Source organism: Pseudomonas sp. LAMO17WK12:I10, assembly GCF_900215185.1.
GTDB lineage: Bacteria > Pseudomonadota > Gammaproteobacteria > Pseudomonadales > Pseudomonadaceae > Aquipseudomonas > Aquipseudomonas chlororaphis.
Genome location: NZ_OBDX01000055.1, coordinates 1 through 13,680 on the forward strand (window position 1 = coordinate 1; position 13,680 = coordinate 13,680).

At 53.9% G+C, this 13,680-nt stretch carries 16 protein-coding genes and 4 pseudogenes; 15 read left to right on the plus strand and 5 right to left on the minus strand.

All coding sequences use genetic code 11. The features are described from left to right. From CRO75_RS31395 to CRO75_RS31420, 7 genes and pseudogenes are all read left to right on the plus strand, one after another. Positions 1 to 294: NlpC/P60 family protein (locus tag CRO75_RS31395; protein WP_143504286.1), on the plus strand; the 294-nt coding region annotated here is incomplete at its 5' end. A 25-nt stretch (positions 295 to 319) separates the two neighbouring features. Next, positions 320 to 529 (plus strand): hypothetical protein, encoded by a 210-nt coding sequence (locus CRO75_RS31400; RefSeq protein WP_097140494.1) that lies wholly within the window; start codon positions 320 to 322, stop codon positions 527 to 529. A 371-nt stretch (positions 530 to 900) separates the two neighbouring features. Beyond that, on the plus strand, positions 901 to 1,113 hold the full coding sequence (locus tag CRO75_RS31405; RefSeq protein WP_097140505.1) for a hypothetical protein: 213 nt from the start codon (positions 901 to 903) through the stop codon (positions 1,111 to 1,113). Then, positions 1,097 to 1,459, plus strand: a complete 363-nt coding sequence (locus CRO75_RS31410) for an IS5 family transposase (protein WP_097140496.1) — start codon at positions 1,097 to 1,099, stop codon at positions 1,457 to 1,459. Before CRO75_RS31405 ends, CRO75_RS31410 begins: the two co-directional genes overlap by 17 nt. 136 nt (positions 1,460 to 1,595) lie before the next feature. Further along, complete coding sequence (locus CRO75_RS32775) at positions 1,596 to 2,879, plus strand: hypothetical protein (protein WP_143504289.1); 1,284 nt, start codon at positions 1,596 to 1,598, stop codon at positions 2,877 to 2,879. 93 nt (positions 2,880 to 2,972) lie between these two features. Next, a pseudogene (locus tag CRO75_RS31415) lies at positions 2,973 to 3,191 on the plus strand (helix-turn-helix domain-containing protein); the annotation flags it as partial. Between the two features lie 11 nt (positions 3,192 to 3,202). Further along, positions 3,203 to 3,355, plus strand: a pseudogene (locus CRO75_RS31420) (transposase domain-containing protein); the annotation flags it as partial. 5 nt (positions 3,356 to 3,360) lie between these two features. Here CRO75_RS31420 and CRO75_RS31425 read toward each other — a convergent pair. Further along, positions 3,361 to 3,930, minus strand: coding sequence for a MepB family protein (locus tag CRO75_RS31425; RefSeq protein WP_097140507.1), 570 nt, complete (start codon positions 3,928 to 3,930; stop codon positions 3,361 to 3,363). A gap of 174 nt (positions 3,931 to 4,104) precedes the next feature. Here CRO75_RS31425 and CRO75_RS31430 point away from each other — a divergent pair, with 174 nt between their 5' ends. After that, positions 4,105 to 4,347: a hypothetical protein gene (locus CRO75_RS31430; RefSeq protein ID WP_097140497.1), complete on the plus strand. Its 243-nt coding sequence runs from the start codon at positions 4,105 to 4,107 to the stop codon at positions 4,345 to 4,347. A gap of 90 nt (positions 4,348 to 4,437) precedes the next feature. Here the strand turns inward: CRO75_RS31430 and CRO75_RS31435 are convergent, their stop codons facing one another. The 3 genes from CRO75_RS31435 to CRO75_RS31445 are packed head-to-tail and all read right to left on the minus strand — an operon-like array spanning position 4,438 to position 5,859. Further along, a complete protein-coding gene (locus tag CRO75_RS31435; RefSeq protein ID WP_097140498.1) occupies positions 4,438 to 4,725 on the minus strand; it encodes a hypothetical protein in 288 nt (95 codons plus the stop codon). Positions 4,726 to 4,755: 30 nt separating this feature from the next. Continuing rightward, the gene (locus CRO75_RS31440) at positions 4,756 to 5,349 is read right to left on the minus strand and encodes a hypothetical protein (protein ID WP_204856419.1); all 594 of its coding nucleotides are present in this window, start codon (positions 5,347 to 5,349) and stop codon (positions 4,756 to 4,758) included. 51 nt (positions 5,350 to 5,400) lie between these two features. Continuing rightward, positions 5,401 to 5,859 (minus strand): helix-turn-helix transcriptional regulator, encoded by a 459-nt coding sequence (locus CRO75_RS31445; RefSeq protein WP_097140500.1) that lies wholly within the window; start codon positions 5,857 to 5,859, stop codon positions 5,401 to 5,403. Positions 5,860 to 5,969: 110 nt separating this feature from the next. Here CRO75_RS31445 and CRO75_RS31450 point away from each other — a divergent pair, with 110 nt between their 5' ends. The 6 genes and pseudogenes from CRO75_RS31450 to CRO75_RS31475 all read left to right on the plus strand — a co-directional run. Next, entirely contained in the window at positions 5,970 to 6,182 is a 213-nt protein-coding gene (locus CRO75_RS31450) for a hypothetical protein (RefSeq protein ID WP_097140501.1), read from the plus strand. Continuing rightward, a complete protein-coding gene (locus tag CRO75_RS31455; protein ID WP_239990681.1) occupies positions 6,157 to 7,179 on the plus strand; it encodes a BRO family protein in 1,023 nt (340 codons plus the stop codon). Before CRO75_RS31450 ends, CRO75_RS31455 begins: the two co-directional genes overlap by 26 nt. Next, positions 7,176 to 8,057: a phage antirepressor N-terminal domain-containing protein gene (locus tag CRO75_RS31460; protein WP_097140502.1), complete on the plus strand. Its 882-nt coding sequence runs from the start codon at positions 7,176 to 7,178 to the stop codon at positions 8,055 to 8,057. Before CRO75_RS31455 ends, CRO75_RS31460 begins: the two co-directional genes overlap by 4 nt. A gap of 113 nt (positions 8,058 to 8,170) precedes the next feature. Further along, positions 8,171 to 9,034 carry a hypothetical protein gene (locus CRO75_RS31465; protein ID WP_143504293.1) on the plus strand — a complete coding sequence of 288 codons (864 nt, stop codon included), beginning with the start codon at positions 8,171 to 8,173 and terminating at the stop codon, positions 9,032 to 9,034. A gap of 412 nt (positions 9,035 to 9,446) precedes the next feature. After that, positions 9,447 to 10,061: a tail assembly protein gene (locus CRO75_RS31470; protein ID WP_097140504.1), complete on the plus strand. Its 615-nt coding sequence runs from the start codon at positions 9,447 to 9,449 to the stop codon at positions 10,059 to 10,061. Positions 10,062 to 10,471: 410 nt separating this feature from the next. Then, a pseudogene (locus CRO75_RS31475) lies at positions 10,472 to 13,042 on the plus strand (host specificity protein J); the annotation flags it as partial. Here the strand turns inward: CRO75_RS31475 and CRO75_RS31480 are convergent. After that, positions 13,042 to 13,290, minus strand: a pseudogene (locus tag CRO75_RS31480) (site-specific integrase); the annotation flags it as partial. The pseudogenes CRO75_RS31475 and CRO75_RS31480 sit on opposite strands and share 1 nt — an antisense overlap. A gap of 59 nt (positions 13,291 to 13,349) precedes the next feature. On the opposite strand from CRO75_RS31480, the gene CRO75_RS31485 reads away from it, so the two are divergent. After that, positions 13,350 to 13,680: IS110 family transposase (locus CRO75_RS31485; protein WP_239990682.1), on the plus strand; the 331-nt coding region annotated here is incomplete at its 3' end.

Here is a 13,680-nt window from a genome sequence, read left to right on the forward strand (position 1 = left end):
CCGAGCCTCTACGAGCAGGCCTATGAAGCGGCGGGATTCGTGCGAGTGGACCAGCCGCAACGCGGCGACATGATCGTCATGTCCATAGGGCGCACCGCGCACCCGAACCACGCGGGGATTTACCTCGACCCGGATCCGCAGCTGCCCGGGGAGGCGGCCGAGGTATTCGGCCCTGGACCTTTCCTACTGCACCACCTGTATGGCCGGCCAAGCGAAATCATCGTTTTCGGCGGGCCCTGGCTCGATCGAACGCGCCTGATCCTCAGGCACAAAGATGCACAACCAACCACATGATGCGGCAGGGCCGCGGGAAAAGGGTATGACTAAGATTGTAGAAATTACGCACTATCGCACCGAGCAGTTCACTCTCATCAAGTGTGAGCTGATTGCTGCGCTGCGCGCCAAATACGGCAATCAGCCGATCTTTGAGGGTGGGAGAATCTTCAATGTTGACTGCCAGACCTTGTTCTTGAATTCCCCTGATTACGGCGATAGCGATGTATTGTTTCGGGTGGATTGCGAGAAGTAAATGTTGCGACCCGATGAGGCATAGGCATGACCGGGCCGCGGCGTGTCTTCAGTTCAACGTGGAGTCTGCTTTCTCTTCCAGCTCCACCAAGCGCTCGTCGATGTTCTGAATTGCTGCGACCAGATGGTTAAAGGCGCTCGTGATGTTTTGTGTGGACGGGCCGGTAGTGCCTATTGCGCGCATTGCCTGGTTAGCTGCGCTACCGCACTCCTAAGTTCCTGTGTCACCTTCTTGCTACCTGCCATGCTGACCTCCGAGGTCTTTAAAACGCGCCGAAATTGGCGCAATCCCAGTCCTTGGGCTTGCAGGCAAAGGACTGGGGAATCCTTCAATTCATTTTCTCACTGCCTATCTGGCAGCAGGAGGGCTGTATGCAGCCAAACCAGCGCTACATGCTGACCATTCACGACCTCTTCACCATTACCGGCGGCGTTCTCTGCGGCGCTGAAGCCGAGGTCGCAATCTTGGATGATGGGGTTGAGATCGACCGCATGAAGTTCTCAGGCAAAGTCGGGCCAGGCTATCGCCGGAGCTTCACTGGCAAGCCTGGCTTGATCGCCAAGCTTAGTGGATGCCCTGGGTAACCCACTGCGCCTGCTGCCAACACCGGGACAAGCTTCGGAATATGAGCAAGCCGCAGCACTGATTGAGGGCTTCACCTCCGAGTCCGTCCTGGCAGACAAAGGTTACGACTCTGAAGCTTTCGTCCGTGTAATCCAGAGCATGGGGGCTCTGGCAGTGATCCCTTCCAAAAAGAATCGTCGGCACCCTCGCGGACTGGATTGGCATCTCTACAAGGCGCGCAGTCTGGTGGAGCGTTTCGTCCTGAAGCTGAAGCAGTTCCGCCGGATTGTGACTCGATACGAACGATTAGCCAGGAACTATCAGGCCATATTGAGTCTTGTATCTGCCGTTATTTCGCAAGCCTGACTGAGAACACCCTGCAGCAGTTTTAGAGAGTTTCTAATAAAAGATCGAATTTTGACAGAAGTCCGCAAACGAATACGCTATTAGTTCATGCTAGATTGACTGCTACCCCCGACTTTATGAATCAATAGGTTAAAACGTGAAAATATATGAAAATTCATACAGTGCTTTGAGTGTTATAAAATTTTGCAATAATGGTTTAAATGGCACTGATGAGCGAGTGAGTGCCGTTGGAGAATGGATTCGCAGCTCGACTGATCTAGACGCGGTAGCAGCTGGAAACATAATTAATAAAGCCATTGCTAACAAAGAAGACAAAATCGACTTGTCTGGTCTTTCTCTGAAAAGCCTTCCAGAGAACAAGAATATTTGCCTCATGGCTGTTCGTGGAGCACCAGATTATATTGGTTGCTTGCGATTGATTCCGGAAAATATACTTGACGAGCTAGCTTCTGCGACGCATGAATTACCAAGTCAACAAGTAGTAAAATACCTACATGGCGAGCAAATAGAGAGACGATTTAATGAAGGTTGTGAGCCAGTCCTTGTTTCGTCTTTTTCCGGAAAAACCTCCATTGATGATTTTAACATTAACGTGCTTAATGAAAAATCCGAACAAAGAAAAACCTCATACAGACAAGAAACCAACGGCACAGTAAATTTTTCTGGAACAGCTCTATTCAAGAAGTGTAAGGACGTCCTTTTTGGCGCATCAGGATCAAACATCAACAATCAGAATCTTATAGAGTATCGCGAGGATTTGCTCAAAGAGCTGGAATCTTGCCAAGTTGAAAGTGACAAACAGAATTTGGAAATAGATATAGAGTCTCTAAATGATCATATCAGCTCAAAAACCCTGCCGAATATTTCTTTTGGCGCTATACTTTCACCTGACACTATCGATGTGCAAAATGCATTTCCGTGCCAGCACAATACATTAGGCTCACGACATAAGGATATACAGGCCTTCAATTACAAGGCGTTTTCCAGTGGGATTACCGAGAGTGGTTTTTTCAGAGATAAACATTTTAAAGTAAATAAAGAAACTGGAGAGGTTATTGAGAGGGCGTCGGCAAAAGAGGATCTTGCAGCTATCAAAAAACACATAGAAAAAGGAAGGCTGGCAGACTTTCATCATATTCAAGCTACAACCCAATACGACCCTAACCTAAGTGAAGTTCTTTTCCTTCCCAAGGGTGACTATTACTCTTCAATATCCGCTATATATATTGATCTTTCATCAAAATTCGAAAACAACAGCGCTGCTCAGACAAATGACTATCTAGCTACTAATAAAACCCAGATCCTTCCATTGTTTGAGAAGTTCCCGGACAAGCCAATCATGTGCCTTTTCAATAATGAACAAGGGGACAGGGAAATGAAACAACTTTCCCTAATAAAAGAAAACCTTCAAATCAACTAAAATTAATTTTAAGCTCAGCACATTTTTCAGATACGCACGGAGGCCGCAAAAACTGAGTGCAACACCTGACCATTTCGGTACGGTGTTGCCCTTATGTCCTATCACGAACTCAGCATCGAAGAACGCGTCACTATCCAGCGTGGCCTAGTTCAAGGCTTTAGTCAGCGAAGGATCGCCCGCTTGATCAACCGAGCGCCCTCGACCATAAGCCGAGAGCTGTGTCGCAACCAAGAGGCCCGTAGCCGCTATTCGGTACGTACTGCCCAACAATACATGCAGGTTCGCCGCCGCTGTCGGCCCAAACGTAAGCTGCTACGTATGCGATCCAGTCAGCACGGCTCAATGGGAATGACCCGTATGCCTATTTGAAGGGCGTCCTCACGCGCCTGCCGACGCAACGGGCGAGTGAAATTGATCAGTTGCTGCCGCATAGGTGGACGCCGGGCTTACCCAGAACGCTCAAGAATGACGAATAAGGATCTTAAACTTCAAAGAGCCGACGCACCCGCACGGAATCAGCGCTTCCGCTTTGTTCAAGAGGAAGAAAGTAACGTAGTTGCCATTGCTGTGTCCTAACGGCCTCTTTGGCGACTGGTTTGACCCAAGGTGGATAAACGCGGATAGCGCGCTTACCGCCTTTACCGTTAATCGCCATGATGCCCTTTGATGCCAGTATCTTCTGGTTGAAAACAAATTGTCCGCGATGCGTTGCATCGAACACACTCACCACAACAAAGGCAACGCCATCATCGATATCGAGAGGTGCAATGATGCTGCCTGACATCGGGCGCTTCCATATTGTGACGAACTGTCCAATCTTCGTCGGCGTTGTTTTAGCCACACGGAAGACAATGGTGTGTCCGTCGAGGCCAAAACGGGAGGCACCATACTCGGCACTCTCAGTCTCGCGTAGAGCCAGATCCGTCAATTGCATTCCCGCCGGCGTGTACACATCCTGGATAGCAGCTATCAGATCGTTTGGAATATGGCCGAGGGCAGGGTCTGCCACGCCTGCATATCTTGTGTCTTGTTCAGTTAAATCGAATTTCAAAGGGAACAACTCCTAAACCACTCATTGACCATACGATCCAATCCAGAACATATGCTACGCCCTTCGACATACCGAGCGGACTGCGGGCGGTTACATCGCGTGATTACGCAAGGTGGGATCGCCAACCGCTTACGCTTCTCGGCATTAGCCGACTCATTAAAAGGAGCATCATCAATGAGGGTGAAGGAACTCATCGAAGAGTTACAAAAGCTGGACCCGAATCTGCTAGTCCTGGCTGCTTGCGAGGATGAGGGAGTAGTGGTGCCAGGCTATTTCGTGCGCCCCTTTGAAGTTACTGAGGTCTCCGCAGTCAGCGTAGAAATAGATTGGGACGATGAAGGCCGCCGCACCATGTGTTCGGTACCTGTCGGGGATGGTCAGAAATTTGCGGTCATCGAGATCACGTCCGTTTTCTGATCGTCGCCCTAGCAAACAAAGCCCACTGATATGGGCTTTTTAGTTCTGGCAAGCATGAAAGAAACTGGGCAGGGCAGTGCTTGGTGATGATCAACTCGTGACGGACTCTAGTGAGCCCAGTTCGCCCAATGCCCATACTCTATGTTGTGACAACGGGTGTCCGTTGGTTTCATCGAAGCCGAGCGCTGCGCCGGCATGCCATTTGACCTTGTACGCTTTCTCATGAGCATAGCCATCGAGACCCTCGTCCTCGCACAGGTCGTCGGCGATCACTCGGATCGCGGCAAACAACGCAGCGCGCTCGAAGATGGTTTCAACATTTTTGATTTCTTTGACGAGCTCTCGGAGGGCTTCGACGCGGGCTTTAATGTGGCTCATGTCATTCCTTGATTATCAAATCAGTAGTGGTTAGTTCGCACGAAAATCATCAGGCTTGCAGGTGTTGGTAACCTGACACTCATTGACTGGCTGCCACGGCCCTTCGGGCTTATTGGTTTCGAGCCTGTGCATAGTGAGCACCCCTGCATAATAGCTTCCTGGTACCCCAGGGAAGCCTATTTTGTCACCGTCCTTGAATCGGCCCTCGTAGATCTTAATTGTCTCGCCGCTCTGAGGTGCGAGAGCTACTTCTACCCGCCCGGATGGCCGGCAGCGGATGGTGATGACTGCGTTCGTGCTGTGACCATTTGGAGATGGGTCGAAGGCGCGGACGATGCCTGGCCAACCAGTGTCACGGCATCGCTTCGCAGGGATAGTTGCCGAGACGGATTCTGCCCAGGGCTTATCGCCTGATGCTGAGGGCATGTAGGTCTCTAAAGATATTCCGAGTAGCGCGTCATGCGGTAGCGGAGAGAACCAGTCTTCAAGTGAGTTCCGGGTGCCGACCAAGGCTGGCTCGAAATTCTTCTTGATGAGGTCAGTTGACGCTTCTAGGAAGGCGCCGCCAACCGTTGCGATCACAGCAATCAGGACTTTGGAAATGGGCTTCCTGAGGGAAAGCATTGCTCGCATCCTTGCGTATGTGTGAGAAAGCCCAGCTGGGCCTAGAAGGGTTCAATTGTCGGAGTCATCTTCTGGGTTGCCGACAAAAAGGAGTTTCACCTCTGCAAGCCTATAAGTGCGAATGGCTTCCTGCAGGCGGGGCTCATCCTCAAGAACTTCCTGGACGTAATCGTCAAGAAACCCCTGTATTGCCTGGCTTAGGCTCGCCTCATCCATTAGCGACAACAGGGTTAAGACGTCCCCGTCATTTTTCACTTTTACTTCAAGCTTGGTACGACCTGTATTTTTTCTGTTCTTGGGCTTTCCGCTGAGATCGATATGCGCTGTGAGTAACTCAAATGGAACTCCGAGTGCTTCGGAAATCTTGTGAGCCACGGCAATTCTCGGATGAGCAAGCCCATTCTCATAGCGCGAAATTTGAGATGCCGTGATCCCCACAGCTTCTGCGAGCTGATTTTGATTCATGCCCGACTTCATGCGGTGGAACTGGAGGTTGGAGGCAAAGCTCATGTGCGCGACTCACGGATGTGCTGGAGGAATTGCGAAAGAATAATGAGGCGAGCTGCGGTATTTTTCAAATTATGCTTAAAATTGCTTTTACATGAGATATATTGAGTTGTATGATTTTTGAAAATCAGGCAATTGGAGTGATGAAAATGGCAAGACCAAAAGGGCAAGACGGCAAGGTTCGAGGGATCAAGTTTCCCATGGAGGTGCTGGAGTGGCTGGAGTCTGACGCGCAGCAGGCGGTGCGCTCTTTCACGGGCGAGGTGCTTTACAAGCTGAAGAAACTAAAGGAGATCGAGGATGCTGGAGAAAAGGCAAATGCCTAAAACGAAGAAACCCCGGTGTGGGGACACCAGGGCTTCGGGAAACGAGATCAACTTCGAGGAAGAAATCGTCATGTCGGATAATAGCACAAACGTAATCCCATTCAATTTCGGTAAGCAGCAGGTTCGTACGTTGCTCGTTGGTAGTGATCCGTGGTTTTCAGTGCAAGACATCTTGCGCTCTTTGGATTACACCGACAGCTACAAGCCAGCCCGAGCTGCAGCGCACGTTCCAGATCAGTGGAAGCGTGTGCATCGGTTGCACACCCTTGGCGGAACCCAGCAAGCACTGATGCTTTCCGAGCAGGGCTTGTATTTCTTTATTGGCCGCTCCGATAAGCCAAAGGCCTTGCCGTTTCAGATGTGGCTTGCCGGTGAGGTGCTGCCTGCCATACGCAAGCATGGTCGCTACGAAGACAAGCATTCCAAGATGGCAACGCTGATGGATGAGCTGATTGGCATGAGCGAGCTGAGCGTCATCAAGGGCCTCATCAGGGACAAAGGTAAAGCGGTGCAGGCGGACAAGCGCCAGAGCTTCACGCTTACCATGCACAGCCGACTGCATACCCGCTTCAATGTTCCGCGCACAGAGCTGATTCCGGCACACCAGTTCGAGTCAGCCTGTAATTTCATCGCGGCGTATGCGCTTGAGGGCGAATACCTGGGCAAGGAGGAAGCCAAGGCCAAACAGCCATTGAGCATCCACTACCCAGTTGAAGTTCTCGCTCGTCACAAGCCTGAAATGGTTAAGTCGCGCGGGGACGGCCACGCATGGCTCGACGTGTCTCTTCATGATCTTCGTGCTATCCGTGGTGATAACACGCCTTGCGAGGCGATTCTCATTGAGTTGCGCAGGGCCGGCTACGAGGTCGATGGCGCTTGGTGGGAGCTTCGCACCTACCGCAATAAAATGCAGGAAATCGCCAGCTTCGCTCGCGGACTTGCTTGCGTCATTGATGAGCCGCACCGTTATGCGATCAAGGTGGGGGACGCAGCATGAATGCGCTGATGACTGTTCCGTTTCACGGCACGAACCTTTTCATCGTTGAGCATCACGACGAACCATTCGTACCCATGCGGCCCATCGTCGAAGGTATGGGCATGGCCTGGCAACCTCAGCACCGAAAGCTGGTAGATCGGTTCGAGACCTGCATCACCCATATGGTTACGCAGCTTCCTGGGGACGACCAAGCAAGGGAGGTGGTGTGCCTTCCGCTGAAAAAGCTTCCTGCCTGGATGTATAGCGTCAACCCGAAAAAGGTCGATGAGAGCATTCGGCAGACAATCATCGACTATCAGAACGAGTGCGACGACGCCCTTTGGGCATACTGGAATGATGGGTATGCGGTTAACCATCGAGCGCAGCCGCCGGCGGCGAACGATGAGTCGATACCGATTGAGCGGCGCCTGCCCGTTGCGGCCGATAACTTCGACGCCGCCAAGCGCATCGCCGAGAGTCTGGGGCTTGAAGGCAATCAGGCCATCCTGAGCGCCAACAGCATGGTCCGCTCCGCCATCGGTATCGACCTGATGGAAATGGCTGGGGTCAAGCGCCTGGTCAACGAGTCCCAGGAGCTGAACTACACGCCGACGGAGCTTGGCGCGAGGTTCGGAATGAGCGCAGTGAGCATGAACAAGTTGCTTGCCGACTGCGGACTCCAGCACCAGGTCATCTACAAGCCAGGGAAGAAGCGCTGGGAAGTGACGCCTGATGGCAAGCTGTTCGCGGTCATCACCGACACCGGCAAGAAACACAGCGACGGCAAGCCAGTTCAGCAAATCCTCTGGAAGGAATCGGTGCAGGAGATGCTGGCTAGGCTGGCTGATCAGCTTCGCTCTGGGATTCCCGCGGTGATCACCGGCGGCGTTACGCGCTAGAACCAACCTCGTACAAACCATTACCTCGCCTCGGCGGGGTTTTGGCGTTGTCGTTTTGCCAGGCAATATGTCAGTGGTAGAGTTTCCCTACTTTGAACACGGATGCTCTTGATGTGAACACGCTGAGTTTGGTTCAACCTTACCTGCTTGAACCTGGCGATCCGGTGAGCCCTGCCGATCGTAAATGCTATCGCTTGACGAGCGATGACAAGCGACAAATTGAAACTGCGATTGAAAAGCATGGCGTTCACGCTCTTGAAAACGTCACCAAGGGCGGTGCAATGCTCTATCTTCGATTCCCCTTGCGCTTCGCTGGCGAGGATGAGGAGTATCTCCGCTCTTTATTTGCGCCTGAGACGCTCAAACCAAAGCCCTGGGATGGCTCTGAAAAAATCGTTGTCACTAAACTTGACTCTGGAGTAATCGGTGCAGACGGGCGCGCTAGGTTCGTAGTGGAGTCGTACTCCCCATTCGAAGACAGATTTGCCAGGCTGCCGTATAAATCGATGCTTCCTCCTGGTGATACTGTTGTGGGTTACCAGTTTGTTGCGACTATGCAATGCCGAAACTCGCTATCGGTGCTGGAGCAGCACGGCAGAATTGAGAGTCTTCCACCAGAAATTCTCCCTAAAATCATCAAAGAACCATGGCAAGGGATATGGACTCCGAGGACCAAGTCCTGGCGGGATCTTGGGATAGATATCGACGAAATGCCAAGCAACATGGCCTCTGAGATTGGATATATCCCGAGTGACGGAGGTGACTATCTAAGGTTCTTGCTAGTCGTGAAATCTATTGGTGCTATGGATATCGACTTTCGCGAAAAGCTGAAGCTTCTTGAAGATATCCCCTACATGCATGGGAAGAACGGCACGTCGTTCAGCGAGCTTGAGGGCAGAGTTCCACGTAGCCTGGTAGCAATAATGGAAACCGAATTCGAATACGATGAAGAAGAGGGCGGGGATGAGGAGGAATAGCTTGAAGGGTGTTGGTGGGATCATTGTAGTTTTGCTAGCAGGGTGTTCGACTGTCGAGGACATCAGGCAGAACCCGCTGCTACTGTCGATTGACTCGGTAAAAAGTGCGGAAACAGTAGCAGAGTGCATCCAAGATGGATGGCAAAACACTTCGTTGGTCGGTGGCACTGTGGGTGGGCAACTTCAGAAATTGGGGAGCCGGTACTCTGTTGTTGCCCCCAATTCAGAAACACCTTGGCATGTCGCCGACGTTTCCTCTAATGGCGCGGGGTCAACAGTTTCCTACCGCTTTTACCGAACCTGGCAATCTCCGCCAGATCGCGTGACCGATGTCGTTAAGCGTTGCGCCCGGTAGGGTCATGAATATGTAAATTCAAACCGCCTTCGGGCGGTTTTTTTATGGGGGTATGAAATGTCAATTACAGCAGCGCACTACGCGCCTCGGACAGAAATCAAACTACTTGGGCGCATGTGGCGTGGTCTCGAAAAGGTCCATTACCGCGCCTTGGACAATGGAACTGCCGTCGAAGTGTTCAAGGCCTTGGAGGTCACTGTTTCAGGCTTCAAAGAGGAAGTGGTTAGGCTTTCGAATCTCGGAATGCGGTTCGCTATCTTTCGTAACGGTAAGAACGTTGGAGAAAAAGAGTTCGGTCTTAGCGGCACTAGGGAACTGAAGATTGTTCCAGTAATTGCTGGAAGCAAGCGAGCGGGAGTGCTGCAGACCGTTGTGGGGGTGGTTCTTATCGCGTTGGCGTACTTCAATCCTTTCGGTGCTTTTTCTGGTCCAGCAGTTTCTGCTCTATATGCGGCAGGTATCGCCTCTACCGCTGGCGGCGTGATCCAGATGCTCAGCCCCCAAGCCAAAGGCCTGAAGACCAGCGCAGCCCCCGAGAACACGCCTGGCTATGCCTTCGGTAGCGCCAGGAACACCACCGCCTCAGGTAACCCAGTACCGCTCTGCTATGGCGAGCGCCGGTGGGGCGGGGCAATCATCAGCGCTGCAATCTACGCCGAGGATCAGATGTGAGTCTTTAAACTCGATTAAAAGTCTTTGGTCGCTCCCGGGAAGCAAAATCCCTCACTAGAACCGGGGCGAGTAAATAGTCGGGAAACCGACACCCTGACCCGATGAAGATCAAGTGATCGCCGGGACAGAAAAGCAAAACCCCCGGACGTTGGCGCGTACCGGGGGTTTTTGTGTCCCTCACCATAATCTGGATATGGAGAAGAAAGTCATTGGACTATAGCAAAATCATAAGAGAGGTACGAGAGATGGCGACGAAGATGCCCGCATGGCGGTTCATCCTCTTATGCGCATTGGGATTCTTCTGGGCTGTTGCATATCTGGCTGGAAACATCCCCTGGGACAAGATCCTTTAACGGTAACAAGCATTACACGCCGCCCATGAGGCGGTTTTTTTATGCCTGGAGGAAAGCATGGACGCAGCACAGAAGCTGGATATCTACGGTGCCAAAGGTGGCTCCGACAAGCCGAAGCAGCCAACCGAGGCACCCGACAGCCTGCGATCTGTCGCTGTGGCCAAGATGCTGATTGCTGTGGGGGAGGGGGAGTTTGCTGGGGTGCCGACTGCCCAGGACATCTACCTGGATAACACCCCCCTGCAAGACTCTGCTGGCAACATGAGCTTCCCGAACGTGAAGTGGGAGTTCCGCAGTGGTTCGGTAGAGCAGGGTTACATCCAGGGCATTCCCTCGGTGGAGAACGAGACCACGCTTGGCATCGAGCTGCGCAGTGGCACGCCGTGGGTGCGAGCGATCAGCAATATCGAACTGTCGGCTGTGCGCCTTCGATTCGCCTGGCCAGCCCTTCAGTCGGTCGATTCCGGCGGCAACGTCAATGGATACCGGATCGAGTACAAGGTCGAGGTGGCCACCGATGGCGGAGCCTATCAGCAGGTGCTGCTCGAGGCCGTGGACGGCAAGACCACCAGCAACTACGAGCGTACTCGGCGGATCAATCTGCCTGCAGCCACCAGTGGCTGGCTCCTGCGGGTGACGCGCATCACCCCGAACCAGAACAACAACAAAATTGCCGACACCATGAACATCGCGGGCTTCACCGAGGTGATCGACGCGAAGCTGCGGTATCCGAACACTGCGTTGCTCTACATTGAGTTTTCGGCGGAGCAGTTCCGCAACATTCCTGCGGTGACCATTAGGTGTAAGGGTAAGAAGGTTCTTGTTCCGAGCAATTACGATCCGGAGACCAGAACCTATACCGGCATCTGGGACGGCAGCTTCAAGCAGGCCTGGACAGATAACCCGACCTGGATGACCTACGACATCACTGTTAATGATCGCTTTGGTCTGGGTCGTCGCATCAAGCCTTGGCAGGTGGACAAGTGGGAGCTGTACCGGATCGCTCAGTACTGCGATCAGCTCGTACCGGACGGCAAGGGCAGTCAGGAGCCGCGTTTCATCTGCAACCTGAATCTGCAGAGCAAGGCCGATGCCTGGAGCCTGTTGCGCGATATCTCGGCGATCTATCGCGGGATGACCTACTGGGCCCAGGGCCAGGTGTTCAGCCTGTCCGATATGCCGCGCGACACCGATTTCGACTTCGCCTATACCCGGGCCAACGTTGTCGATGGGAAGTTCACCTACTCGAGCGCGTCGGAGCGCACTCGCTACAGTCGCGCACTGATCAGCTACGACAACCCGGCCAACAACTACGACACCGACGTCACCTCAGTGACCGATGCCAAGCTTCAGCGGCGCTATGGCGACAGCCCGTTGGAGATCAGCGCGATCGGCTGCACCCGGGAATCGGAAGCTCAGCGCCGCGGCAAGTGGGCTTTGCTGACCAACTCCAAGGATCGAAGCATCAGCTTCAAGGTGGGCCTTGATGGGCGCATCCCTTTGCCCGGCTATGTGATCCCCGTGGCAGATGAACTGCTTGCCGGTCGGGCAGTGGGCGGCCGCATCAGTGCGGTGGCTGGGCGTGTGATCACCCTTGACCGCGATACCCAAGCTAAGGCCGGCGACCGCCTGATTCTCAATCTGCCCAACGGTAAGTGTGAGGGCCGCACAGTGCAGTTAGTCAGTGGTCGTCAGATCACCGTCACCACGGCCTATTCCGAGGCGCCAGAAGCGGAGTTGGTATGGGCGCTCGATGCAGACGACCTGGCCATTCCGCTATATCGAGTCACCAGCGTTTCCAGGCCAGAGCCTGGCGTGTTTGAAATCTCAGCGGTGCAGTACGACCCGAGCAAATTCGCGCACATCGACACCGGCGCCCGGCTGGAAGAGCGGCCGATCAGCGTTATCCCGATCACCGTCGTGCCGCCGCCGGCGAGCGTTACCCTGACCTCGAATTACGCGGTCGACCAGGGCATTGCCGTCAGTACCATGAACATTTCGTGGCCCGCGGTGAACGGTGCTGTGGCCTACGACGTGGAATGGCGCAAGGACAGCGGGAACTGGATCAAGGTGCAGCGCACTGGCGCGACCAGCGTCGACGTGACCGGGATCTATGCCGGCTCCTATCTGGCCCGGGTACGGGCAGTGAGCGCCTTCGACATTTCGTCGATCTGGAAGGCGTCGAGCCTGACCCAGCTCAAGGGCAAGGAAGGCCAGCCGCCGTCGGTATCGTTCCTGACCCCAACGAGTCTGGTCTATGGCATCCGCCTTGACTGGGGCTTCCCTGCGGGTGCCGAGGACACCCAGCGCACCGAGATCTGGTACAGCAAGACCACGTCGCTTGCAGACGCGATCAAGCTGGGCGACTTCGCCTATCCGCAGGCCCGGCACGAAATGCAGGGCATCCTGGCGGGTGCTTCGTTCTTCTTCTGGGCGCGCCTGGTCGATCGCACCGGCAACATAGGTCCTTGGTATCCGACCGGGATCGGTGTTAACGGTCAGGCCAGCTCTGACCAGTTCGAGTACGAGCAGTATTTCTCCGGCCAGATCGGCGAGTCCGCCCTCGGCCAGCACCTGGGCGATCGAATCAACCTGATCGACGGCCCGGCCGACCTGCCCGGGTCGGTCACGGCATTGAGCACCACCAGGCGCTCGTCGCCATTCTTCACGCCGGATCGCTCGTTACGGCCGCCGAAGTCGGAAGGGATCAGAAAAACACTGGTCCCCAGTTCCGGCACCTGGATTTCCCAATCCCATCTCAACTTGCAGACCTCCTGCTCCCGGCAACCCGTGTTCACCTTGAACAGGGCCATCTTTTGCAGGTGCGTCGGTAGCTCTCCAAAGAGGATCGACTGCTCGTCCCAAGTCATTGGGTAGGTCCGGGATTAGTTGACCACTACAGATGGCCCGGGAGCTTAAACCGGTACTGGAACGCATGAAGCGTCTGGAGGTACGGCTCAATGAAGAGCTGAACAAGGCGTTGCAAGAGGCGGGGTTGGCGGAGCAGGCCAAGCGTTGCCAAGCCATTGAAGGGATCGGCCCACTGACGGCTGCCGCACTCAATCTGGCCTTTCTGCGGGGTTCGTTCCGCAGCAGCGATGCCTTTATCGCCTTCCTGGGCCTGGATGTACGGGTCAAGGAGTCGGGGCGTTACAACGGTCGACGCAAGCTGAGCAAGCAAGGCGACTCGGAAACCCGACGCTTGCTTTACAACGCCGCCATGGCGGCAAGCAGGACCAAGGCTTGGCAATCCCGCTATCAGCAAT

What these genes read in the sequence shown, in the direction of transcription:
- CRO75_RS31470 (WP_097140504.1), top strand. Translation starts at nt 9,447, where the DNA reads ATGTCAATTACAGCAGCGCACTACGCGCCTCGGACAGAAATCAAACTA.
- CRO75_RS31405 (WP_097140505.1), top strand. Translation starts at nt 901, where the DNA reads ATGCAGCCAAACCAGCGCTACATGCTGACCATTCACGACCTCTTCACC.
- CRO75_RS31460 (WP_097140502.1), top strand. Translation starts at nt 7,176, where the DNA reads ATGAATGCGCTGATGACTGTTCCGTTTCACGGCACGAACCTTTTCATC.
- CRO75_RS31450 (WP_097140501.1), top strand. Translation starts at nt 5,970, where the DNA reads ATGATTTTTGAAAATCAGGCAATTGGAGTGATGAAAATGGCAAGACCA.
- CRO75_RS31440 (WP_204856419.1), bottom strand. Translation starts at nt 5,349, where the DNA reads ATGCTTTCCCTCAGGAAGCCCATTTCCAAAGTCCTGATTGCTGTGATC.
- CRO75_RS31435 (WP_097140498.1), bottom strand. Translation starts at nt 4,725, where the DNA reads ATGAGCCACATTAAAGCCCGCGTCGAAGCCCTCCGAGAGCTCGTCAAA.
- CRO75_RS31445 (WP_097140500.1), bottom strand. Translation starts at nt 5,859, where the DNA reads ATGAGCTTTGCCTCCAACCTCCAGTTCCACCGCATGAAGTCGGGCATG.
- CRO75_RS31400 (WP_097140494.1), top strand. Translation starts at nt 320, where the DNA reads ATGACTAAGATTGTAGAAATTACGCACTATCGCACCGAGCAGTTCACT.
- CRO75_RS31455 (WP_239990681.1), top strand. Translation starts at nt 6,157, where the DNA reads ATGCTGGAGAAAAGGCAAATGCCTAAAACGAAGAAACCCCGGTGTGGG.
- CRO75_RS31430 (WP_097140497.1), top strand. Translation starts at nt 4,105, where the DNA reads ATGAGGGTGAAGGAACTCATCGAAGAGTTACAAAAGCTGGACCCGAAT.